Source organism: Granulicatella seriolae, assembly GCF_024543085.1.
In the GTDB taxonomy this organism is placed as follows: Bacteria; Bacillota; Bacilli; order Lactobacillales; family Aerococcaceae; genus Granulicatella; species Granulicatella seriolae.
Window position 1 is genome coordinate 70718 of record NZ_JANHNZ010000004.1, and the last position, 20489, is coordinate 91206.

Sequence of the window (20489 nt, forward strand, 5' to 3'; positions counted from 1 at the left end):
TAGATGTGATTCTTTAAGGAGCTTTTCCACAGTCTATTTTCCTGTTTTAGTGATGAATTTGGCATTTCCATAGTTAAAACTGTGATACAATAAAAGCGAATACAGAATAGGAGGGCAAGCCATGGGGGAAGGTCAAACACGCTATATCGTTAACAGCAATGTTATTCCTGAAGTATATGTAAAAGTTTTAGAAGCCAAGGAACTTTTGGCCAATAAAAAGGTCAAGGATATTAGTCAAGCAGTCAAACAAGTGGGGATTTCTAGAAGTGTCTACTACAAATACCGTGACAATATTCAAGTCCTTTCTACATCTCTTAACGGTAGAAAAGTCTCTCTCAATATCCAAATACGCCATGAAAGTGGTACGCTATCACAACTTTTAGACTTATTGGCGGCATTAAAAGTCAATATACTAACCATTTTCCAAGGGTTACCAATCCACACTTTGGCAACAGTACAGATGATGCTAGACATCTCTGAATCCCCGCTATCTGTGGATCAGCTCATCGAACAATTGTCCAAAATTGAAAGCATTTTGGCGGTAGAAATTCAAGGGATTGAGTAAATAAAACATGGATAGGAGCATATAAATGGAAGAATTATTAAGAACAAGACTGGCTGATGAAGATAAACCTATTAAGGGACTGCTTTTTGACAAGGATGGAACATTAATCTACTTAGATGATTTATGGATTCAACCAACTGCAGATTTTATCGAAATTCTTCTAAAACGGGACCCAAAGGATTTCAAACAAGAAGAAATTAATCAAGTCTTAAGCGAAATTGGCATTGTTGACGGACAACTATTGGCCAATAGTATGGCTGCTTCTGGGACAATTCAAAGCCAAGCTGATTTTCTGTCTCAATATATTCATCAATCAGCTGAATCTATTTGTCTAGAAATGACGGATTACTTCACAAATTATCTTAAAGACAACCCGGATAAATTAGTTCCAGTATGTGATTTGCAAAATTTATTCAAAAAACTAAAAGAAAAGGGCTATGCGGTTGGGCTTGCTACCAGTGATAGCCGCAAACCCACTGATATGGCGTTAGAACTGTTAGGAATTGCTGAACTGCTGGACTTTGTAGCAACACCAGATGAATACGAAGAAAAACCTCACCCACAAGCACTGCAACAATTTGCTAAACAAGCCCAGCTTAAAATGGAGGAAATTTTATACATTGGGGATTCCTTTATTGATATGCAGTTTGGCAAGCACGGAGCAGGTTCTGTCGGAGTTTTAACAGGCAATACCAGTGCGCAAGAATTAGAGGGGAGAGCGGACTTTATTGTAGACTCTGTTGCTATATTTTTTGACAAATAAAAGTAATTCTACTGTTCTCTTGCTTTTTATAAAATGCTAGCTATAATAGGCTAAGTATCACTGAGCATTAAAAGAAAAAGGAGCAAATTATGTACCCAACACATACCCTAAAAGAAAAATTTAAATTATTATTACTTATCTTGATACCTATACTAATCTACCAATTAGCTAACTTTTCTGCTCAGTTTATTGATACGGTCATGACTGGGAATTACAGCGAGTTGCACTTGGCTGGTGTATCCATTGCCGGTAGTTTATGGTCACCATTTTTCACCTTGATGAATGGGATTGTAGCGGCGGTTGTACCGATTGTTGGGCAGCATTTGGGACGAAAAGACAAAGAAGCTATTCCTGGTGAAGTGAGGCAGTTCTTATATATTGGAATTGTTCTTTCGTTGACTTTAGTCTTATTTGGGTTAGTTAGCCTGCGTCCTATTTTAGGCTTGATGAACTTAGAAACTCAAGTTTTTGATGTAGCTATTCTTTACCTGATATACATGTCTTTGGGCTTAATCCCATTACTCATGTACAGCGTCTTACGTTCATTTTTAGATGCGCTTGGTCTAACCAGATTATCCATGTTCTTAATGCTCTTGGTCGTTCCTCTGAATATCTTTTTTAACTATTCCATGATTTATGGGAAATTTGGTTTCCCTGAAATGGGTGGGCCAGGAGCAGGACTAGGGACTGCAGTCTCTTATTGGGTTTTATTTTTTGTAGCAGCAGCTGTTGTTCATTTACATCCAAAAACGAGAGATTATCATATTATCCAATTCGAACCACCTAAAGTAAGACAATGGGGTGAAGCCTTCCGATTAGGCTTGCCAATTGGGTTTGCCATCTTTGCTGAAGTAGGTGTTTTCTCGTTTGTTGGACTGTTAATGGCTAAGTTTGGTTCTAGTATTATCGCGGCTCACCAAGCAGCGCTTAACTTTTCCAATCTCGCTTATGCCTTTCCTATGAGTATCTCGTCAGCCTTAACCATTATCATCTCTTATGAAGTGGGGCGTCGTAACCATAAGTCTGCTACTCAATTCAGCTTATTGGGAATAGGTACGTCAGTCTGTATCGCATCGGCCACTTTACTATTCTTAATCTTTAATCGAAACTTAGTGGCTAGCTTGTATGGTTCGTCACCTGATTTTATTGCATTGACAGCAACCTTCTTAGGCTACAGTATTCTTTTCCAATTATTCGATGCTGTGGCGGCTCCCATTCAAGGAACTTTGCGTGGCTATAAAGACGCCAAGATACCTTTTATTCTTTGCCTGATTGGCTTTTGGGTAATTGGCATGCCAACCGGAATCTTGCTAGACACCTTTACTAATCTCGGTCCTTATAGCTATTGGATTGGTCTAATTATTGGACTACTATCAAATTGTGTCTTCCTAGTTGCAAGACTGCATACCATTGTCAAAAAATATACCGATTCAGCAGCTGTTCCTATGAACGTAAAATAAGAGTGTGCTGCTTTGGTTTCTGACACTTTTTTGAAGATTCTGTAGTATATGTCATAGAATTAATTTTTTGTACAATATATCAACGTCTTCCATTGTTAGGCTTTTACACCTGATGATGGAAGTCGTTTTTTTGTATCATTAAGTCATTTTTTACAAAAACTTTATGATAACCTCCTTTAAAAGCCTCTATTTTAATTTTCTTATGGTACAATTTAGATAATACAATTATGAGGAAGGGGTTACACTAGATGGATAAACAAAGAGATCATTCTTCAGATACAGGTTCATTGAACAACGAAACACACGAACCGATGATGGTTGAAAGTGCTAGAGCAGTGGGGACAGATGAGAGTCCAGAAGTAAAATTAAGCACATTAGAGAAGGTACAAAGAAATCCAATTGGCAGGTCCATCTCAAGAGTATGCTTATACTTAATTGGATATACGATTCTTTTAACTATTTTCGTTGTTTTTTCTCAATCTATTACATCCGTTAAATTGGGAGTTGATATAGAAGACCCACTAGTAACCGCAAATGCTACTGGTTTTCTGTTTGCTTCCACTATAGGTGTTTTTCTTTTCTCTAGACTTAGAAAAGGTCATTTTTGGAAGGAAGATGTTCCAAGAAAAAATAAAAAGATGACAGCTGATGTTTTTTTTAAAGTTCTTCCAGTCTTTTTGGCAGGACAGCTCCTTTTTACTGGATTGGATGGTGTAATAGAAGCCATCGCAAATCAATTTGGTATGACCTTCAAACTAGCTACAGAAAGTGCTACTGCTGGTTCGACGACTATATCTATGTTTCTATATGCGGGATTTTTCGCACCAATTAGTGAAGAATTAATTTTTAGGGGAGCGATTCTTCGTTACTTAGAACGATATGGCAAAGTATTTGCTATTGTTATGTCTTCTGTATTATTTGGTTTATTTCATATGAACTTAGTGCAAGGGTTGTTTGCCTTTTCTATTGGACTCGTTATGGCTTACGTCGCTGTAGAATATTCACTATTCTGGGCTATTTTTCTTCATATGTTCAATAATCTGTTCATGGGAGATATTTTAGGAACCTTGTTAGGTCTGTTACCAGAACCAACAGGGAACATGATTTACTTTGCCATTATTACTTTTGCTTGTATTTACGGTTTGTTTATCCTATATACCCATCGTCGACTCATTCAAGATTATCTGGATGAGAACCAAACACCAAAAGGCACTTATAAGAAAGTTCTTACATCACCAGTATTTTGGATTTTTGTAATCCTTTGTATTTGGTCTTCATTTGCCTTGATACAACCACTCTAGAATTCAAGGTAACAAATAAAAAAGGAGTGCATATTTATGAACACAGTAGATTTATCTGAAACGATTTATGAAACCCTACGAAAATTTCCTGAATTGAAGGACTTATTTATTGAAATTGGGTTTAAACCTTTAGAAAACAAGCACATGGTAGAAACGGTAGGACGACTAACTTCTCTTAAACAAGGTAGTAAAATTGCAGGAATTCCTATAGAATCAATTGAAAATGCTCTTAAAGAAAATGGATATCTTGTCAAGTGAAGTCTACACAAGGTTTGTCAATTCTGGTAAAATAATATTGCGAATTGAATATTGAGGAGGTAAAACATGTCAACAGAAGAAGTACCAACACACAAAGAAACAGCCAGTCAACAACGACAAGACCTACTCAAAGATCTTATGTTGAGACTTCACCGTGGAGAAAGTAAGGACATCATTCAGGAAGAATTTAACCAGAACTTTGACCAAGTAACCGCCTATGAGATTCAATTAATGGAACGAAATTTAATGGATGAAGGTATTTCGATTGAAGAAATTATGCGCCTTTGTACCGTTCATGCGAATCTTTTAAAAACATCTGTGTCACACCAAAAAGAGCCAGAAGATTTTAATAAATCCGGCCATCCAGTCCATGTTCTTAGAACAGAGAATCTTGCTTTAAGAGGTGTTATTGATCGAATTGAACGCCTTTTAAAAAGCTATATAGAAACCCAAGAAGACTCGCTTTATCGAGGCTTAATGAGACAAGTAGACTTGCTAAGCCAATTTGAACATCATTACATCCGTAAAGAATATGCCATTTTCCCTATCATGGAGAAGAAAGGAATGACAGCACCGCCACAAGTTATGTGGGGTGTTCACGATCAGATTAGAGATTACTACGCAGACTTTTTGGTGGAAGCGAGAGCTAAACATATTGAGAATAGTATTGAAAAATTTCAAATAGTTAAAAAAGAATTTTTGGATATGATTGTTAAAGAAGAGGATATTTTAATTCCTATGATTTTGGATGCCTTCCATGAAGATGATTGGGCCTTGATTGCTAAGGAGTCAGTTCAATATGGTTATACTATCGTTCGTCCAGAAAAAGAATGGTTACCTCTAATTCAAGAACGAGAAGAGAACCAATACAAATCTGTCAATCAACAAGGGGATGTCATTTTAGATACAGGTTCTTTAAGTGCTAAAGAGTTGAATGTTATTTTAAACATCTTACCTATAGAGCTTTCTTTTGTAGATGCCGATAATATTGTAAAATATTACAATGAGGGTGATGGTAGCGAAAAAGTGTTCAAACGAATGAAAAGTGCTATCGGACGGGACATGATTAGTTGCCATCCACCAAGAACTCATGAGATGGTTAGGACATTGGTTGATCAATTAAGAACAGGTCAAAAAGACAAAGAATCGATGTGGTTCGAGGTGAACAATAAATTTATCCATGTCACTTATCAGGCTGTTCGAGATGAAGATGGTCGTTACATGGGTGTGCTAGAATATGTGCAAGATATTTTGCCATTTTTAAAAATTGACTCTGAAAAAAGAAGCTTGAGTTAAAGAAAAAGTCCATAATGATTAATAGTTATATTTAAATCACAAAAGAGTTTTGCGAAAATCTTACCAGAAATATGAACGATGGCACCGCCGTGAGTCTTAGTCTCACGGCGGTGCCATCGTTCATATTTCAGATAGATTTCTGGGGAACTCTTTTATATGTTTACTTTGTTTCCTTTAAATTAAGCAGTCAACTGATTTCCAAGTTTTTTGATGGTTTCACAGATGTTTCTAAAGTGATCTGACATCCGTTCTAGATTACTTAGCAAATCCATGACAAAGATTCCTGACTCTGGGGAAGCGATGCCTTTATTCATGCGTTTGATATGCTTGTCGCGGATTTCTAGTTTTAGACGGTCGATTTCACGTTCGATTTCAATAGCATCTCCAACCTTTAGTAAGTCTCCTGTTGAAAAGGCGTCGATAGATAAGTTGAAACCTTGTTTTACCAAGTCAAAAACATAGTTTAACTCCTTAACAACTTGGTCATCTAATTGGATATTTTTATCGATTAAAATATTGGCAGAATCAGCAATGTTTTCTGCGTGATCACTAATTCGTTCAATATCATTAGCTGTATTAAATAATTCATCAATAACAATTAAATCTTCATTGGAGACATTCTGTTGTGACAATTGAATCAGATATTCGATAATGGCTTTTTCATAGGTGTTGACACGGTCTTCGTTTTCGTAAGCTTTTAGGATGTAATCCTTATCGCGTTCCTGTATGGCCTTGATAGAGTTATCAATGGTCTTGTGTGTTTCGTTCGCCATAGATACAAACTCATAAACAGTATTTTTCAAGGCAATAGCTGGTGAAATCAAGATTCGTTCATCAAGATAGGTTGTAAACTCATCTGGAATAGTTTCAACTTTTGTATCTGGAATTAAAATAGTAACTAGTTTGATGAGGTAATTAGCGAATGGGAAAAGGAAGATAACATTCACTACGTTAAAGATGGTATGTGCATTAGCGATTTGTCTTGCTACATCTGTTGGATCTATCGTTTGAACGATATTCGTCAAAATGCCATTTAAGAAGAGCATGAAGTAGAATGTTCCAATCACATTAATCATAAGATGGAGTGTTGCCACTTGTTTCCCTTTACGTGAGGTGCCTAAGCTCGATATTAAGGCTGTCGTACAAGTTCCCATATTGTCCCCATAAATAATGTAGAGGGCTGTTGTAAATGGTAGGATGCCTTGCGAGGCTAGCGCAATCAAGACACCGATTGTCGCACTTGAACTTTGCAAGGCTAGGGTCATTAGGAAACCAATGGCAATCCCAAATAGAGGATTATGCCCATAATCTACAATCCACTGTGCAAATTGCGGCATATCTTTTAATGGCGCTAAAGCTTCTTTTAAGTAGTTCATCCCGATAAAGAGTATCCCAAACCCAATTAAGATTTCAGCAGTATCTTTTAATTGGTTATTCTTTACGAGGGAACGCATTAATATCCCTGAGGCAATGGCGATAGGAGCCCATTGTGTTAGGTTCAAAGATACCATTTGACCTGTAATAGTGGTTCCAATATTAGCCCCGAAGATAACTCCGATAGCTTGTTGCAGTGTCATGATGCCAGCGTTAACGAATCCGACTACCATGACAGATGTTGCACTGGAACTTTGGATAATCATGGTGACAAACATACCCACCAAGACCGACATGAATCTATTTTTTGTCAGGGTCTTAATGAATCCTTTCAAGCGATTACCTGCTACTTTTTGTAGGCCATCTGCCATTAATTTCATTCCATATAAAAACAAGCCGAGCCCGGCAATGGAACCTAGTACCATTTCTAAGTACATCTATTATTCTCCTTTTTTGTGTTTAGTCTTTAGACTGGTTAATATCTTTATAACATATACCTATTAAATTTTACCAAATCTTTACAAAGAATGTCACTACTTATTCCATTTTTTGTTAAATAAATCGAAAATTCAAACGGTTTCTTCATCGAAAATGGATTTTATCGATGGGTAAGTTGCTTTTTGAAACAGTGTAGTAAGTTTTTTTGTTTAAGGTAGATGAGTCGTCCGTTTTTTTGTCAGAAATCAAAACGGTGGCCCCTCAAATATAGTAAGAAAAACCAACTGTTTACCTACCCCCTCAATAAAAAAGGAAGGATTGGGCAAAAAGTCCATAATGACTAATATCTATGTTTTTTAAATCACAAAAGAGTTTGGCGAAAAAGGTTATCAGAAATAACAGTGTATAAGCATAGCTGGTGTACAGTGGATGTTTCGGCTTTAGCCGATTACAGCCACGTAGACAGCTAAGCCAGTGAGACCTAGGCTCACGGCGGTGCCACCGTTCTCATTTCGGATAACCTTTTTCGCCAAACTCTTTTGTTTAAATAGCAGCAGGGACTTTTTGCCCAACCCTTTGTTGAGTTGATTTTAAAGTTGTCACTTAGTTATACAATGCCTTAACGCGTTCTTGAACAGCGGAATCTTCCAAGAAATCGTCATAAGTTGTTTCAATACGGTCAACCACACCTTTAGGACCGACTTCAATAATTCGGTTGGCAGTTGTTTGAATAAATTCATGGTCATGTGAGTAGAAGAGGATAGAGCCTTTGAAAGCAATCAAACCATCGTTCAAGGCAGTGATAGATTCAAGGTCTAAATGGTTAGTTGGGTCATCCAAGATTAGGACGTTGGCTTTTGACAACATCAATTTAGACAACATACAACGAACTTTTTCTCCACCAGAAAGCACAGTAACTTTTTTCATAACGTCATCACCAGAGAAGAGCATACGACCTAAGAAACTACGTAGGAAGGTATTGTCTTGTTCTTCAACTGGAGCATATTGACGCAACCATTCTAAAATGTTGAGAGAATCATTGGTAAATTCTTCATTCATATCTTTAGGTAGGTAGGCTTGGCTAGTAGTGACACCCCATTTGAAGCTACCAGAGTCTGCTTCAAGTTCGCCAGTCAAGATTTTGAAAAGAGTCGTAATAGCAATATCAGAGCGGCTCAAGAAAGCCACTTTATCGTCTTTACGTAATTGGAAACTCAAGTTTTCAAAGATGACCTGTCCATCAATTGTTTTAGAAAGGTTCTCGACAATCAGCAAGTCATTTCCGATTTCACGTTCAGGAGTGAAGCCTACAAATGGATACTTACGAGAAGATGGTTGGATGTCATCAAGAGTGATTTTGTCCAACATTTTCTTACGAGAAGTGGCTTGTTTTGATTTGGAGGCATTGGCAGAGAAGCGGGCAATAAATTCTTGCAACTCTTTGATTTTTTCTTCCTTTTTAGCATTTTGGTCAGCAGCCAATTTTGAAGCAAGTTGGCTTGATTGTAACCAGAAATCGTAGTTCCCAACGTATAGTCTGATTTTACCGAAGTCAACGTCAGCCATATGTGTACACACCTTGTTTAGGAAATGGCGGTCATGGGAAACAACGATAACGGTGTTTTCAAAATTGATGAGGAATTCTTCTAGCCAAGCAATTGATTGGGCATCCAGTCCATTGGTTGGTTCGTCTAAAAGAAGGACGTCTGGCTTACCGAAGAGGGCTTGTGCTAAAAGAACTTTAACCTTGTCTCCTTCAACCAATTCACTCATATACTTATCATGCAAATCTTCACTGATACCTAGCCCTTGCAAAAGTTGTGAAGCATCAGATTCAGCTTCCCAACCATTCATTTCAGCAAATTCGCCTTCTAGTTCAGCGGCACGCAGACCATCTGCATCAGTAAAGTCCTCTTTCATATAGATGGCATCTTTTTCTTTCATGACATCATAAAGGTGTTGGTGCCCCATAATGACGGTTTCAATGACTTTTTCATCCTCGTGAGCGAAGTGGTCTTGTTTTAAAACGGTTAGACGTTCATGTGGGTCAAGAACGACATCACCAGTTGTTGGTTGGATTTCACCGGATAGAATCTTTAGGAAGGTTGATTTTCCAGCACCATTAGCACCAATAACGCCGTAGCAGTTACCCGGGGTGAATTTAATACTTACTTCATCAAACAACTTACGGTCTGAAAAAAGTAAACTTACATTTGTTACAGTTAACATGTTGATTATTCCTCACTTCTATAGTTTCTTTGGCAGCTTTTCTAACACTGCCATACACTGATACATTCTAGCATAAATAAGACTCGTTGTATAAGACAAGTTTAACGATGTAACATTTTATCAAATAGTTTGCTATACCAAGGACGACCTTTTTTAATGGGCTCAGTTTGAACTACTTGGGCTGCCTGTCTTTTCTCAGCTTCCTCCATTAAAAATACTTGCGAATTAAAAGGAGCTCTACTTTCATCTAGATTGGCTAAGACATAAGTGCCATCTTCTTGTAAAATTCGTGCTTTTTGATTATCTTCCAGCTGGTAATCTAATATGCTTTTGATACGTTGGACAATCCTCTTATCCAAAACAGGAAATTCGATTTCTACTCGTTTGACCATGTTTCGCGTCATCATATCTGCGGAGGACAAGTAGAGCCGGTTTTCTCCATTATTATGGAAATAGTAAACACGACTATGCTCTAAAAATCGCCCAACAATCGTTCGAACCCGAATATTATCACTGATACCAGGAATGCCAGGTCTCAAACAACATATCCCCCTAATGATGAGGTCGATTTGAATACCCGCTATACTTGCCTCAAAGAGTTTCTTAATGACAAGTTTGTCCGTTAAGGAATTCATTTTTGCGATGATACGGCCATTTTGATGTTTTTTATGCTCTTCAATCTCTCGGTCAATGTGTTCTATGAGGGAATCTCTAATTTCGAAAGGGGATACATAAAAATGTTTATAGTCTGGAATGTCAGAATAACCACTCAAGTAGTTGAAAAAGGCAGTAGCGTCTTGCGCTATTTCTTCATTGGCAGTTAGGATTCCCATGTCCGTATAGAATTTTGCAGTGGTATCGTTATAGTTTCCGGTGCCTAAGTGGACATAGCGTTTGATTTGTTCACCTTTTTTTTGAACGACTAGAGCAATCTTGCTATGTGTTTTAAGGTGAGTCATGCCATAGAGAACTTGACAACCAGCTTCTTCCAACTCCCGTGCCCAGTTAACATTATTTTCTTCATCAAACCGAGCCTTGACTTCCACAAGAACCGTTACTTGGATACCATTTTCAGCTGCGGTCTTTAGAGCGGCAATAATCGGTGAATTTTTGCTAACCCGGTATAAGGTCTGCTTGATGGAAATGGTGTGTGGATCTTTTGAAGCCTCTTCAATGAAGGAAATCACGGGGTCAAATGAATCATAAGGATGGTGCAAAAAGATATCTTTTTCTTCAATGAGGTTAAAAATAGATTCTTTTTCTAAGCGGTTGTCTAAAAATGGCTGGAAGGGTTTATAGGCTAAGTTAGGATAAATTTTCACTGCTTTAGCATATAGACCAAAGATAAAGGTCAAATCAAGCGGCCCTTCGATACTATAAATATCTCTTTCCAAGAGTTCTAACTCTTCTTTTAAGAAGCTAATATCATCTAGTTTGGCCATACTTGAAGAGGAAGATTCGATTTCTAAGCGAACTGCCATACCATTTTTGCGTTGTTTGAGGTAGTCTTCAATGACAGTTAAGAGGTCGTCAGCGCCATCTTCATGGATTTCTAAATCGGCATTACGAGTCACTCGAAAACAAAAAGTAGAATGAATCTTGTAACCAAGAAATAGCTTGCTAATGTAATGCTGAATTAACTGTTCCGAAAATACATAGCTTATTTCCTTGCCATCAGATAGGGCGTATAGACGGTCAATTAGGGCAGGAACGGGTACAATAGCGACTTTCTTTTCCTTCTTTTTTTCCAGATTGACAAAAATGTTGATGCGTTTGTTGCTTAAGTTGGGGAAGGCACGGTAGGCATCAATGCCAAGAGGAGACAAAGTAGGAAAGATAATCTGGTCGAAAATGGCTTCTGCTCGTTCTAGTTCCTCACGAGAAAGCTCATTGATTTTTTTAATGCGAAAGTGAGCCTGTTGTTGAGCTTGTAGAATCGTTCTTTCAAAGGTGGCGTATTGTTTGCCCACTAGGTCGTGTGTTTTTTCACTGATTTTCTCTAGTTGTTCTTCTGGTGACAGTAAGGTTCTGGTGTCTGGAATGGTCACGTTCATCTGAAATTGGTCGATAAGCCCAGCCACACGAATCATAAAGAACTCATCCAAGTTGGAAGAAAAGATACCAAGGAAACGCAAACGTTCCAATATTGGATTGGAAAGGGTTTTGGCTTCTTGTAATACATTATGATTAAATTCTAGCCAGCTGAGTTCTCGATTAATATAGTAGTCTGATTGATTCAGTAATTTTGTATCCATATGGCACCTCAATGCTTATTTTGCTTCAAAAACAATGTCAACTTTACTTCCAACAACTTTTTCTAAATGCTTTTTCTGACGCTGACTACGGTAATCTTCAGCAATAATATCTCCCTTATGGAAAACAGTTAATCGATAGCCATTTTTTTCGGTTTGTTTGTTTGACGCTATCTTTTCTAATTGTAAACTCTCCACGGTATCTAGCTTAGAATCATTAAGAGCTTCGCAGAATTTTATTAGGCCACAAGCAGCTAGGATTTTATCTAGTTCGACGTCTGTGAACCATCCGGGTAGATTAGCAGTGTACTGTTTGAAAAGAGATTTATTTTTATAGCTGGCTAAAAGCGCCAACACAACACGATCTCGGTGAGAAATACCGTTGAGATTACTGTTGGAAATGATGTAAAAGGTGTGCTGAGAACTAGCATCCACTTCAACATAGGCACCTAAGTAGTAAAGATAAGCTCCATAACCGATAAATTTTCTATAGTGGTCATCAAGGAAAAATAAATCTAGTTTTGTTAGTTGATCCAAGAGGTTGAGGGTTAATTTTTGCCGTTGTTGAGACACACTTTTGCGAATGAAGTAAGTGTTGGCCATTTGCATAACGGATTCTTGGTCGATGTGTTGGAGGGAATAAGGGTTATTGTAGGTTTTATTGATGTGATTAAGAAGTATGCCTTGTCTTAGTCCTTGATTACTAAAAAGGAAGATTGGGGCATTTACTACAGAAAAGAGGTTAAGGAAAACTAAATTAGCTGGGATGATGATGTCCCAACGATCTCTGCTAAGTCCATCAAGTTCTTGCAATTGTTTCATGCTAGAGCTTTTAAAGGTATCTAGAGTAAGCTTCAAGTCAGCTTTCTTCATCCGATAACCATGAATGCCAGCAATTGGGTAATTGGTCAATCGCTGATGCACATATCCGATATTCCGAGCAGAACCACCGATAGCAATGATGGGTAATTCTTTGTTCTTGATCCAAGATATTTTATTTAGCTCTTTTTTGATAAATGCATCCATTTTTTCTAAAGCATTTTTATTGTTGAACTCTGTATCTTGTAAGAAAAGTTGTTTTAAGGTACCAACCCCAAACGGCAAACTGATATAATTTTCAATTTTTTTATTTTTAAAATAAGTAATCTCGGTAGAACCACCACCAATATCTACTGTAATTCCATCAACATAGGAAATAGTATGAGCAACGGCGTACTGTCCGTAGAAGGCTTCCTCTTCTTCTGAAAAAACTTGGAGCTTAATGCCTGTATTCTTTTTGATGGTTTTAACGATTTCTTTTTGGTTGGTTGATTGACGAATAGCTGCTGTAGCTACGGGGATCACGGTTTCTACCTTGTATTCCTTTAGGACTACTGAAAAACTAGATAGGATATCACTTAGATTTTGAATCCCTTCCGGAGATAACACTTTATCCGCATCTAAATATTGGAACAAACGGGCGGGTGTCTTGATGTTTTGAATTTCTCTATATTGGTAATTTTCATCAATTTCAAAGATAACTAAACGAATGGTATTGGAGCCGATATCAATGATTCCTACTTTTTCAAGAACAGTCATTCTTATGCCTCCTCTTGAAGATAAGTTTGTAATTCTTCTACTAGTTGGTCGCTAGAAGTCACAATCTTGCCTTGTAGTTTAATCAAACCTACCGTATAGAGATTGACATATGGAAACTGGGATTCAGCTACATCTTGCAAGGCGTCCAATTTTTTTTGGTTGCTTGCGCCAGCTTGTCGGCTATCGGTAAAGAGTCCCAAAATTGGGATTCCAGCTTGATAAGCGATACCAATTTCAGATGCGACACCGACATCGATGGAAACACCATCCAAGACTGCAATCACTAAGTCAGATGCTAAGAGAGCATCCGTATCATAACGGGCAATCATTTTTGAATCTGCATAGGCTTCTTTATCGTTGATGTCTCCTTGTTCTTGAGGTAGATATATATCGACATTATTATAAGTGGAGCGAATTCGATCCACTAGCCTTGCATTGAATTGGACTTCCATTTCTGAAAACAGGGGACTAGCAAAGTAGATTTTTTTCATAGTAGTTTCCTCCAGTAGTTTGATGTGACAAGGGATGTGCTTAAAATTTCTAACTTCATTATACAGTGTTCCTAAGCATTGAGATAGCTTAACGTTTATTTTTTCTAGTATTTTGAACTACAGTGAAAAGAAACATTTTAAGCTCGGACAATTTTTTATTATTAGTAGACTAAGCAAAAAGTCCAAATGGTAACCAAATAAAAGAGTTCCCCAGAAATCTATTCGAAATAACGGTGTATAGCATAGCTGACGCACAGTGGATGTTGGGGCTGGGCAAAAAGTCTATAATGACTAATATCTATTTTTTAAATCACAAAAGAGTTTTGCGAAAAAGGTTATCAGAAATGAGAACGGTGGCACCGCCGTGAGACCTAGGCTCACCTTGTTTATAAGAAAGCCACCGTTCCCATTTTGGATAGATTTCTGAGGAACTCTTTTGTGAATGTAGAATGTTTGTGAAAATGTTGGTTCCTCGTTACAAAAATGTAATATTGGTGATATGTAATCAATAAACTACTTGTGTATACTGAAATAGCCTATAGAAAAGGAAAGTGGTGAAAAAGCATAGAGATGAGAAAACTTACTAGAATTGTTACCTGTACAGCAGTTGTAGCCTTTCTTGGATTAGGAAATGTGAGTTCTGTTTATGCACAAGATCAAACCGTTAGCCAAGAGACGCTCAATCAACTAGAAGCTAAAATCTCAACTGCCTTATCGGATATTAATCAGAATCAATTGACTATTGCCGTTTTAGAGCAAGAGATTGATGGTATTAATAAAGAGCAAGCTCGTCTACAAGAAGACATTCAAAAGCAAAAAGCCATTGTAGAAGAGCGCAAAGCAATCATGAGGAACCGATTAGTTTCTATACAGGTCACAAACTATACTAAAACTAGTTTATTACAATTATTAGAAGCAGAATCTATTTCTGATTTTATGAATCGCTTTTGGGTTGTACAACAGCTTTTTGAAAGTGAGAACAGTCATGTCAACAAGGCTGTTTCAGAGATTGATAAATTAGAAGAGATGGAAAAAATCTTAGCAGCCAATCAAGTAGCATTGGTCACTAAGAAAGCTTCAGTTGATGAACGTCAAAACTTAATGAGTTCAGGTATTGCTGATTTACAAGCTACCTTAGCAGATAATCGTATGGCTTTTGACCAGCTGCAAGCCCGCCAAAAAGAAGAAGCTGAAAAGCAAGTTGCAGCTGCAGTACAAGTTAGTCAAGCAAGCTCAGTGGCTAGCTCACAAACTGATAGTTCTTCAACAGGTAGCCAAGTTGTAGCAGCAGAACCAGCTACATCAAGTAGCAGCCAAAAGGAGAGTAGTCAAGTAAGCTCTAAGCCAGTTGATTCTTCTACGTCATCCAATTCTTCTAGCACCAGTTCAGGCCAAGCTAGTAGCCAAGAAAGTTCACAACTTAAACCACCAACGGAATCAGCTGATTCAAGTCAAGAAATGAGTGGTGTAAAAACCCTAACAGTAACAGCAACGGCATATTCCTATAACGAAGCCAACCTAGGATTTTACACAGCAATGGGGATTGATTTGAGAGTGAATCCTATGGTAGTTGCTGTTGACCCAAGTGTTATTCCTTTAGGTTCTATTGTTGAAGTACCAGGTTATGGAGTAGCAATTGCAGGAGATACAGGTGGAGCTATTAAGGGGAATAAAATTGACCTTCATTATGAAAACCTAACAACTGCTCATAATTACGGTAGACAAACCATTACTATCAAAGTACATCCATAAGAAAAAGCCTACTTTTTGGTAGGCTTTTTTTCTTTTCAATTTCAATTCGGTTAACAAAAATATCTGCTTCTCCATCGGCCATTCCAATTAAATGTTTTGCTAAATATTTTTTAAACTTCTTTTTCTTAAGTCTTTTTTTCATTTCATCACCTTCTATCATCAATAGGATACTAGTCTGATAGTATTTATGCAACACTAGTGATTTTTTTGATAGCACATCTTATGGAAACTGGCTTGCTTTAATATTTAGAAAGATTTTTTATCCAGTTTCAACAGATGAGTTGGCGAGGCAAATTCGGGACTAAACTAGATTTAATGCAGCACTTTGTTTAAGAAACTTTGAGTTCGTTCATTTTGTGGGTGGTTGAAAACTTGTTCTGGTGTGCCTTCTTCAACGATGTAGCCACCGTCCATAAAGATGACGCGATCAGCTACTTCTTTGGCAAAGCCCATCTCGTGGGTCACGACAACCATGGTCATGCCGTCTTTTGCTAGTTGTTGCATAACTTCTAAAACATCACCGACCATTTCAGGGTCTAGGGCAGACGTTGGTTCATCGAACAGCATGATGGCTGGTTTCATAGCCAATGCTCTTGCGATAGCAACACGTTGCTTTTGTCCACCAGATAGTGATTTTGGATAGGCGTCTGCTTTGTCGGCAAGGCCAACTGAGTCCAATAGTTTTAAAGCCAAAGCTTCAGCTTCTTTTGCTGTAGCTTTTTTTAGTTGAATAGGGGCTAGAGTAATATTTTCGACAACGGTTAGATGAGGGAATAGGTTAAAGTGTTGGAAAACCATGCCGATTTCTTCCCGAACTTTGTTAAGGTTAACGTCTTTCTTTGTAATATCCACACCATTAATTTCCAAAGTACCACCGTTTATGTCTTCCAAACGGTTTAAGCAGCGGAGTAGGGTTGATTTTCCAGATCCGGATGGGCCAATAATACAGACAACTTCACCTTCTTTGATGGTTAAGTCAATAGATTTTAAGACTTCTAGCTTGCCGAAGTTCTTTTTTAATGAGCTTACTTCAATAGTTGACATATTAGATGTTCCTTTCTAGGCGGGATGATAGTTTGGTTAGGATGGTGATAATCACTAGATACATAATCCCTACTATTAGCCAAACGCTGCTTGACTGTAGGTTTCTAGCAATGATAATCTTCCCAGTTTGTGTTAGCTCAACCAATCCAATAATGGAAAGAATAGAGGTGTCTTTTAAAGTAATGACAAATTGGTTGATAAATGAAGGAATCATAATCCTAAAAGCTTGTGGTAGGATAACCTTTACCATAGAAATCTTATACGGTAAACCTAAGCTCAAAGCAGCTTCGGATTGACCACCATCAACAGCATTAATCCCTCCACGAACAATTTCGCCGACATAGGCTGCTGCGTTTAAACTTAAGGTCAAGATACCAGCAGTGATGGCATCAAATCGGATGCCCAATAGTTGTGGAATACCAAAATAGATGAAGAATGCTAGGACAATTAGTGGAATTCCTCGCATGATATCAATATAGATAGTAGCAATCCATTCTAGTGCAGTAATATGACTAGTTTTCATCAGTCCTAAAGCAATACCAATAATCAGAGCAATTGAAATAGAAATCAGTGTAATCCATAAAGTGGTCCAAAGTCCCTTAGCCAGAGCAGGCATATTTGTCTTGATAAGGCCTAAGAAAGAAGTGTCTTCACTGGATTCTTCAGCGGTTGAGATGTATTTGTTGATGATTTCATCATAGCGACCATTTGCTTTTAGTTTAGCTAATCCGGCATTGAAATCTGCTAACAATTCAGCATTCTTGCCTTTAGATACGGCGAAACCATATTGATTGGCTTCCTCCAAGTAATCGGTTAGACGTAGTGGTAAGCTGGCACTCTTAATAGCATAGCCCATAACAGGGTAGTCTTCAAAGGCTGCCACACTGTTGCCACTAATGACATCTTCGTACATATTGGCAGAATCTTCGAAAGTAGTGATGGTGAAACCGTACTTGTCTTTAATCGATTCGGCAAAGGTTGCCCCTTGTGTTCCAATTTTTGCTGCAACTGTTTTGCCTTTCAAGTCCTCATAAGTTGAAATGGTGCTTTCAGCAGCTACAGCCATGCCGACACCACTGTCGAAATATGACTCAGAAAAATCAAATTTGGCTTTTCTTTCGTCAGTGATGCTCATTCCAGCAATCATACCGTCGATTTGGTTGCTTTCTAAGGCTTGAAGAGCAGCGTTAAAGCCAAGTGCTTTTATTTCTACTTTAAAACCTTCCAATTCAGCAATCTCTTTGAGCAAATCCATATCGATTCCTACAAAATCACCATTTGTATCCTGGAATTCGAAAGGAGCGAATGTGGTATCCGTTCCAATAACATAAGTTTTCTCTTCAGCTTGCACTGGTTTTTGTGAGCCTAAAACTACAAATGAGATGATTGCAGATATGGTCAAAAGTATTTTGGAATAAATGTTCCAGTATTTTTTCATAGTTACCTCCTAGATATTCATAAACTTGAGTTTTAGTTAGTTTGGTGTGCAATAATTGTTCTTTGTCATACCAATAAACTGCAAGTCATAATTGAATTATTATACAAGTCTATCCGAATTCTAATAAAAAGGCAAAAAAAAGGTCACGTTAGATGTTACATTATCTAACGTGACCTTTAGTTTTAATGATTTGTTCGAGCTTCATTTTTCGAAAGAGAAACTTGTACTTGTTGTAGAATATGAATCATGTCGTCTAATTTCTTTTCCATCCGATGTAGGAGATATAGAGAGATGACGATGGGAAAACCAGTATTACTTAACAGCTCTACCAACATTTCTAATCCTGTTGTTTCCATGAAAGAACCTCCTTTCTTCTTTATAGTAATAACGAAGAGAGGAGGGCTTCTGTGCCTATTTGTATTTATTTAGTTGGAAAATGCTTGTAAATAGCTTGAGCAACGCCGCCTTCAGAATTTTTGCCAGTAATGTAATTCGCGACATCTTTGACATAATCTTCAGCATTCTCCATTGCGTAGCTATATTCTACGATAGATAACATAGATATATCATTGCCATTGTCTCCGATAGCCATGGTTTTGTCTAAGTCGTAACCGAACTTGTTTGCGTATTTTTTTAGAGCAATCCCTTTTTGGGCATTCACATGATTTACTTCAATGTTATTATAGAAAGAAGAAGTAATGACTACATTAGGAAGATGTTTTGATGCGTGTTTTTTCAACCCCTCAAAAGCAACTTGACCGTCATTGCTGAAAATGCAAAGTTTCAGTACAATGGTATGAGGATCTCTATAGAGTTCTTCATAAGATGCTATTTCTTTAGCAAGTAGTGTATCCGTGAAGTGTTGGATATGCTCATGAATTTCTTTTTCGGCCATATCTGGTTGTAGTTTTCGTTGCATATCAACCAGTTGAGCTACACGTCTACTTAAATTCAACGTAAAGACGCCTTTTGATGTCATAATTTCTGTGTATAAACCTAGGTCTTCTGCAAGATTCATTAACTCTCTAGCATCATCGTCTTCAATGCCGATTGTTTCAATCAGCTTTCCATTTTCGTCATAGGTTTCAGCACCATTTAAGGTAATTAATGGGCAAGAAATATCAGCAGGCTCCAAACAGAATCTAGCCTGAGCTAAGTCTCTACCTGTGCAGATGACAAATGGAACTCCCAAATTTTGGATATGCTTAATTGCTTCAATGTTGTCCTTATGTAGATTGGCGTGGTCGATTAACAATGTACCATCCATATCGGATGCAATAAATTCAATCATTTAATAAATTCCCTCCAGTTTTATTGAATACTGTTTGATTGTACCACAATTGAATGAAAAATTTTACATTCTAGCTTGAAAATGATTTGAAATTACTTTTTTCTTTGAAAATTATCTAACGGAATCTATATCTATTTAAAGGAGCTGCTAAATATGTTTGAAGATTTACCAAATAATTGGACACAACAGATGGATAAACAAGTTATCCATCAACTTGACCAAAAATTAAGTCCATTCTTAGACAAGGCTTATCACGAAAAAACAATCTACCCACCTAAGGATCAAGTTTTTCAAGCCTTTATAGATACCAGCTATCAAGATGTTAAAGTCTGTATCCTAGGTCAAGACCCGTACCACGGTCCAGGACAGGCACACGGTTTGGCTTTTTCGGTTGGGCAAGGGACTGCTTTGCCACCATCTCTAAAAAATATTTTTAAAGAATTAGCAGATGATATGGGACAACCTTTGCGGCAAAATGGCAATCTACAAGACTGGTCTAAGCAAGGTGTCTTCTTACTTAACACCGTGTTAACCGTAGAAAAGGGGAAGGCAAACTCCCATCAAAAACTAGGCTGGGAAGACTTTACAGACCATGTTATTAGTGCTTTGAACAAACGAGAGGAACCAGTCATCTTTTTATTATGGGGCAATCCATCCATTAAGAAGGCTAAGTTAATCAACCAGCATAAGCATGTCATATTGCAGTCGCCACACCCTAGTCCACTAGCAGCCTATCGTGGATTCTTTGGATCAAAACCTTTCACAAAAATAAATCAGGAATTGATTAGACTTGGACGTGAGCCGATACGGTGGTCGTAAGAGGGATAAACTTTAATTTATTACTTATGGATAGGTGATGAGATAAGAAAACAAGAGAGTTACAGCACACCCCACTTTAACAGTTAGCTATATGCTTTACTGTTAAAGTGGGGTGGGGTGTAACTCTTTATTCATACAGG

18 protein-coding genes are annotated in these 20489 nt (G+C 37.7%); 8 read left to right on the top strand and 10 right to left on the bottom strand.

Annotated features, from left to right (window positions below; all coding sequences use genetic code 11):
* Positions 1–121 precede the first annotated feature (121 nt).
* From NPA36_RS05485 to NPA36_RS05510, 6 genes are all read left to right on the top strand, one after another.
* A complete protein-coding gene (locus NPA36_RS05485) occupies positions 122–565 on the top strand; it encodes an ACT domain-containing protein (RefSeq protein ID WP_256945113.1) in 444 nt (147 codons plus the stop codon).
* A gap of 25 nt (positions 566–590) precedes the next feature.
* The gene (locus tag NPA36_RS05490; RefSeq protein ID WP_256945114.1) at positions 591–1328 is read left to right on the top strand and encodes an HAD family hydrolase; all 738 of its coding nucleotides are present in this window, start codon (positions 591–593) and stop codon (positions 1326–1328) included.
* Between the two features lie 89 nt (positions 1329–1417).
* Positions 1418–2788 (top strand): MATE family efflux transporter, encoded by a 1371-nt coding sequence (locus NPA36_RS05495; RefSeq protein ID WP_256945115.1) that lies wholly within the window; start codon positions 1418–1420, stop codon positions 2786–2788.
* A 248-nt stretch (positions 2789–3036) separates the two neighbouring features.
* A complete protein-coding gene (locus NPA36_RS05500) occupies positions 3037–4089 on the top strand; it encodes a CPBP family intramembrane glutamic endopeptidase (protein WP_256945116.1) in 1053 nt (350 codons plus the stop codon).
* Positions 4090–4125: 36 nt separating this feature from the next.
* A complete protein-coding gene (locus NPA36_RS05505; RefSeq protein ID WP_256945117.1) occupies positions 4126–4347 on the top strand; it encodes a DUF1858 domain-containing protein in 222 nt (73 codons plus the stop codon).
* Between the two features lie 66 nt (positions 4348–4413).
* Positions 4414–5643, top strand: a complete 1230-nt coding sequence (locus NPA36_RS05510; RefSeq protein ID WP_256945118.1) for a DUF438 domain-containing protein — start codon at positions 4414–4416, stop codon at positions 5641–5643.
* 179 nt (positions 5644–5822) lie between these two features.
* On the opposite strand, the gene NPA36_RS05515 is transcribed toward NPA36_RS05510, so the two are convergent.
* The 5 genes from NPA36_RS05515 to NPA36_RS05535 all read right to left on the bottom strand — a co-directional run bounded on the left by NPA36_RS05515 (position 5823) and on the right by NPA36_RS05535 (position 14005).
* A complete protein-coding gene (locus NPA36_RS05515) occupies positions 5823–7454 on the bottom strand; it encodes a Na/Pi cotransporter family protein (RefSeq protein WP_256945119.1) in 1632 nt (543 codons plus the stop codon).
* Between the two features lie 604 nt (positions 7455–8058).
* The gene (locus NPA36_RS05520; RefSeq protein WP_256945120.1) at positions 8059–9684 is read right to left on the bottom strand and encodes an ABC-F family ATP-binding cassette domain-containing protein; all 1626 of its coding nucleotides are present in this window, start codon (positions 9682–9684) and stop codon (positions 8059–8061) included.
* Between the two features lie 101 nt (positions 9685–9785).
* Positions 9786–11939 (bottom strand): RNA degradosome polyphosphate kinase, encoded by a 2154-nt coding sequence (locus NPA36_RS05525; RefSeq protein WP_256945121.1) that lies wholly within the window; start codon positions 11937–11939, stop codon positions 9786–9788.
* A 15-nt stretch (positions 11940–11954) separates the two neighbouring features.
* Positions 11955–13514: a Ppx/GppA family phosphatase gene (locus NPA36_RS05530; protein ID WP_256945122.1), complete on the bottom strand. Its 1560-nt coding sequence runs from the start codon at positions 13512–13514 to the stop codon at positions 11955–11957.
* A gap of 2 nt (positions 13515–13516) precedes the next feature.
* Complete coding sequence (locus tag NPA36_RS05535; protein WP_256945123.1) at positions 13517–14005, bottom strand: nucleoside 2-deoxyribosyltransferase; 489 nt, start codon at positions 14003–14005, stop codon at positions 13517–13519.
* 570 nt (positions 14006–14575) lie between these two features.
* Here NPA36_RS05535 and NPA36_RS05540 point away from each other — a divergent pair.
* Positions 14576–15757, top strand: a complete 1182-nt coding sequence (locus NPA36_RS05540) for a 3D domain-containing protein (RefSeq protein WP_256945124.1) — start codon at positions 14576–14578, stop codon at positions 15755–15757.
* Here the strand turns inward: NPA36_RS05540 and NPA36_RS05545 are convergent.
* From NPA36_RS05545 to NPA36_RS05565, 5 genes are all read right to left on the bottom strand, one after another.
* The gene (locus NPA36_RS05545; protein ID WP_256945125.1) at positions 15741–15899 is read right to left on the bottom strand and encodes a hypothetical protein; all 159 of its coding nucleotides are present in this window, start codon (positions 15897–15899) and stop codon (positions 15741–15743) included. The genes NPA36_RS05540 and NPA36_RS05545 overlap by 17 nt on opposite strands.
* Positions 15900–16069: 170 nt before the next feature.
* Complete coding sequence (locus NPA36_RS05550) at positions 16070–16801, bottom strand: amino acid ABC transporter ATP-binding protein (RefSeq protein WP_256945126.1); 732 nt, start codon at positions 16799–16801, stop codon at positions 16070–16072.
* A 1-nt stretch (position 16802) separates the two neighbouring features.
* Positions 16803–18239, bottom strand: a complete 1437-nt coding sequence (locus NPA36_RS05555; protein ID WP_256945127.1) for an amino acid ABC transporter substrate-binding protein/permease — start codon at positions 18237–18239, stop codon at positions 16803–16805.
* A gap of 182 nt (positions 18240–18421) precedes the next feature.
* Complete coding sequence (locus NPA36_RS05560) at positions 18422–18595, bottom strand: YvrJ family protein (RefSeq protein ID WP_256945128.1); 174 nt, start codon at positions 18593–18595, stop codon at positions 18422–18424.
* Between the two features lie 65 nt (positions 18596–18660).
* A complete protein-coding gene (locus NPA36_RS05565) occupies positions 18661–19530 on the bottom strand; it encodes a Cof-type HAD-IIB family hydrolase (protein ID WP_256945129.1) in 870 nt (289 codons plus the stop codon).
* Between the two features lie 153 nt (positions 19531–19683).
* Between NPA36_RS05565 and NPA36_RS05570 the strand changes: the two genes are divergently transcribed.
* Positions 19684–20349, top strand: a complete 666-nt coding sequence (locus NPA36_RS05570; protein WP_256945130.1) for a uracil-DNA glycosylase — start codon at positions 19684–19686, stop codon at positions 20347–20349.
* Positions 20350–20489 lie beyond the last annotated feature (140 nt).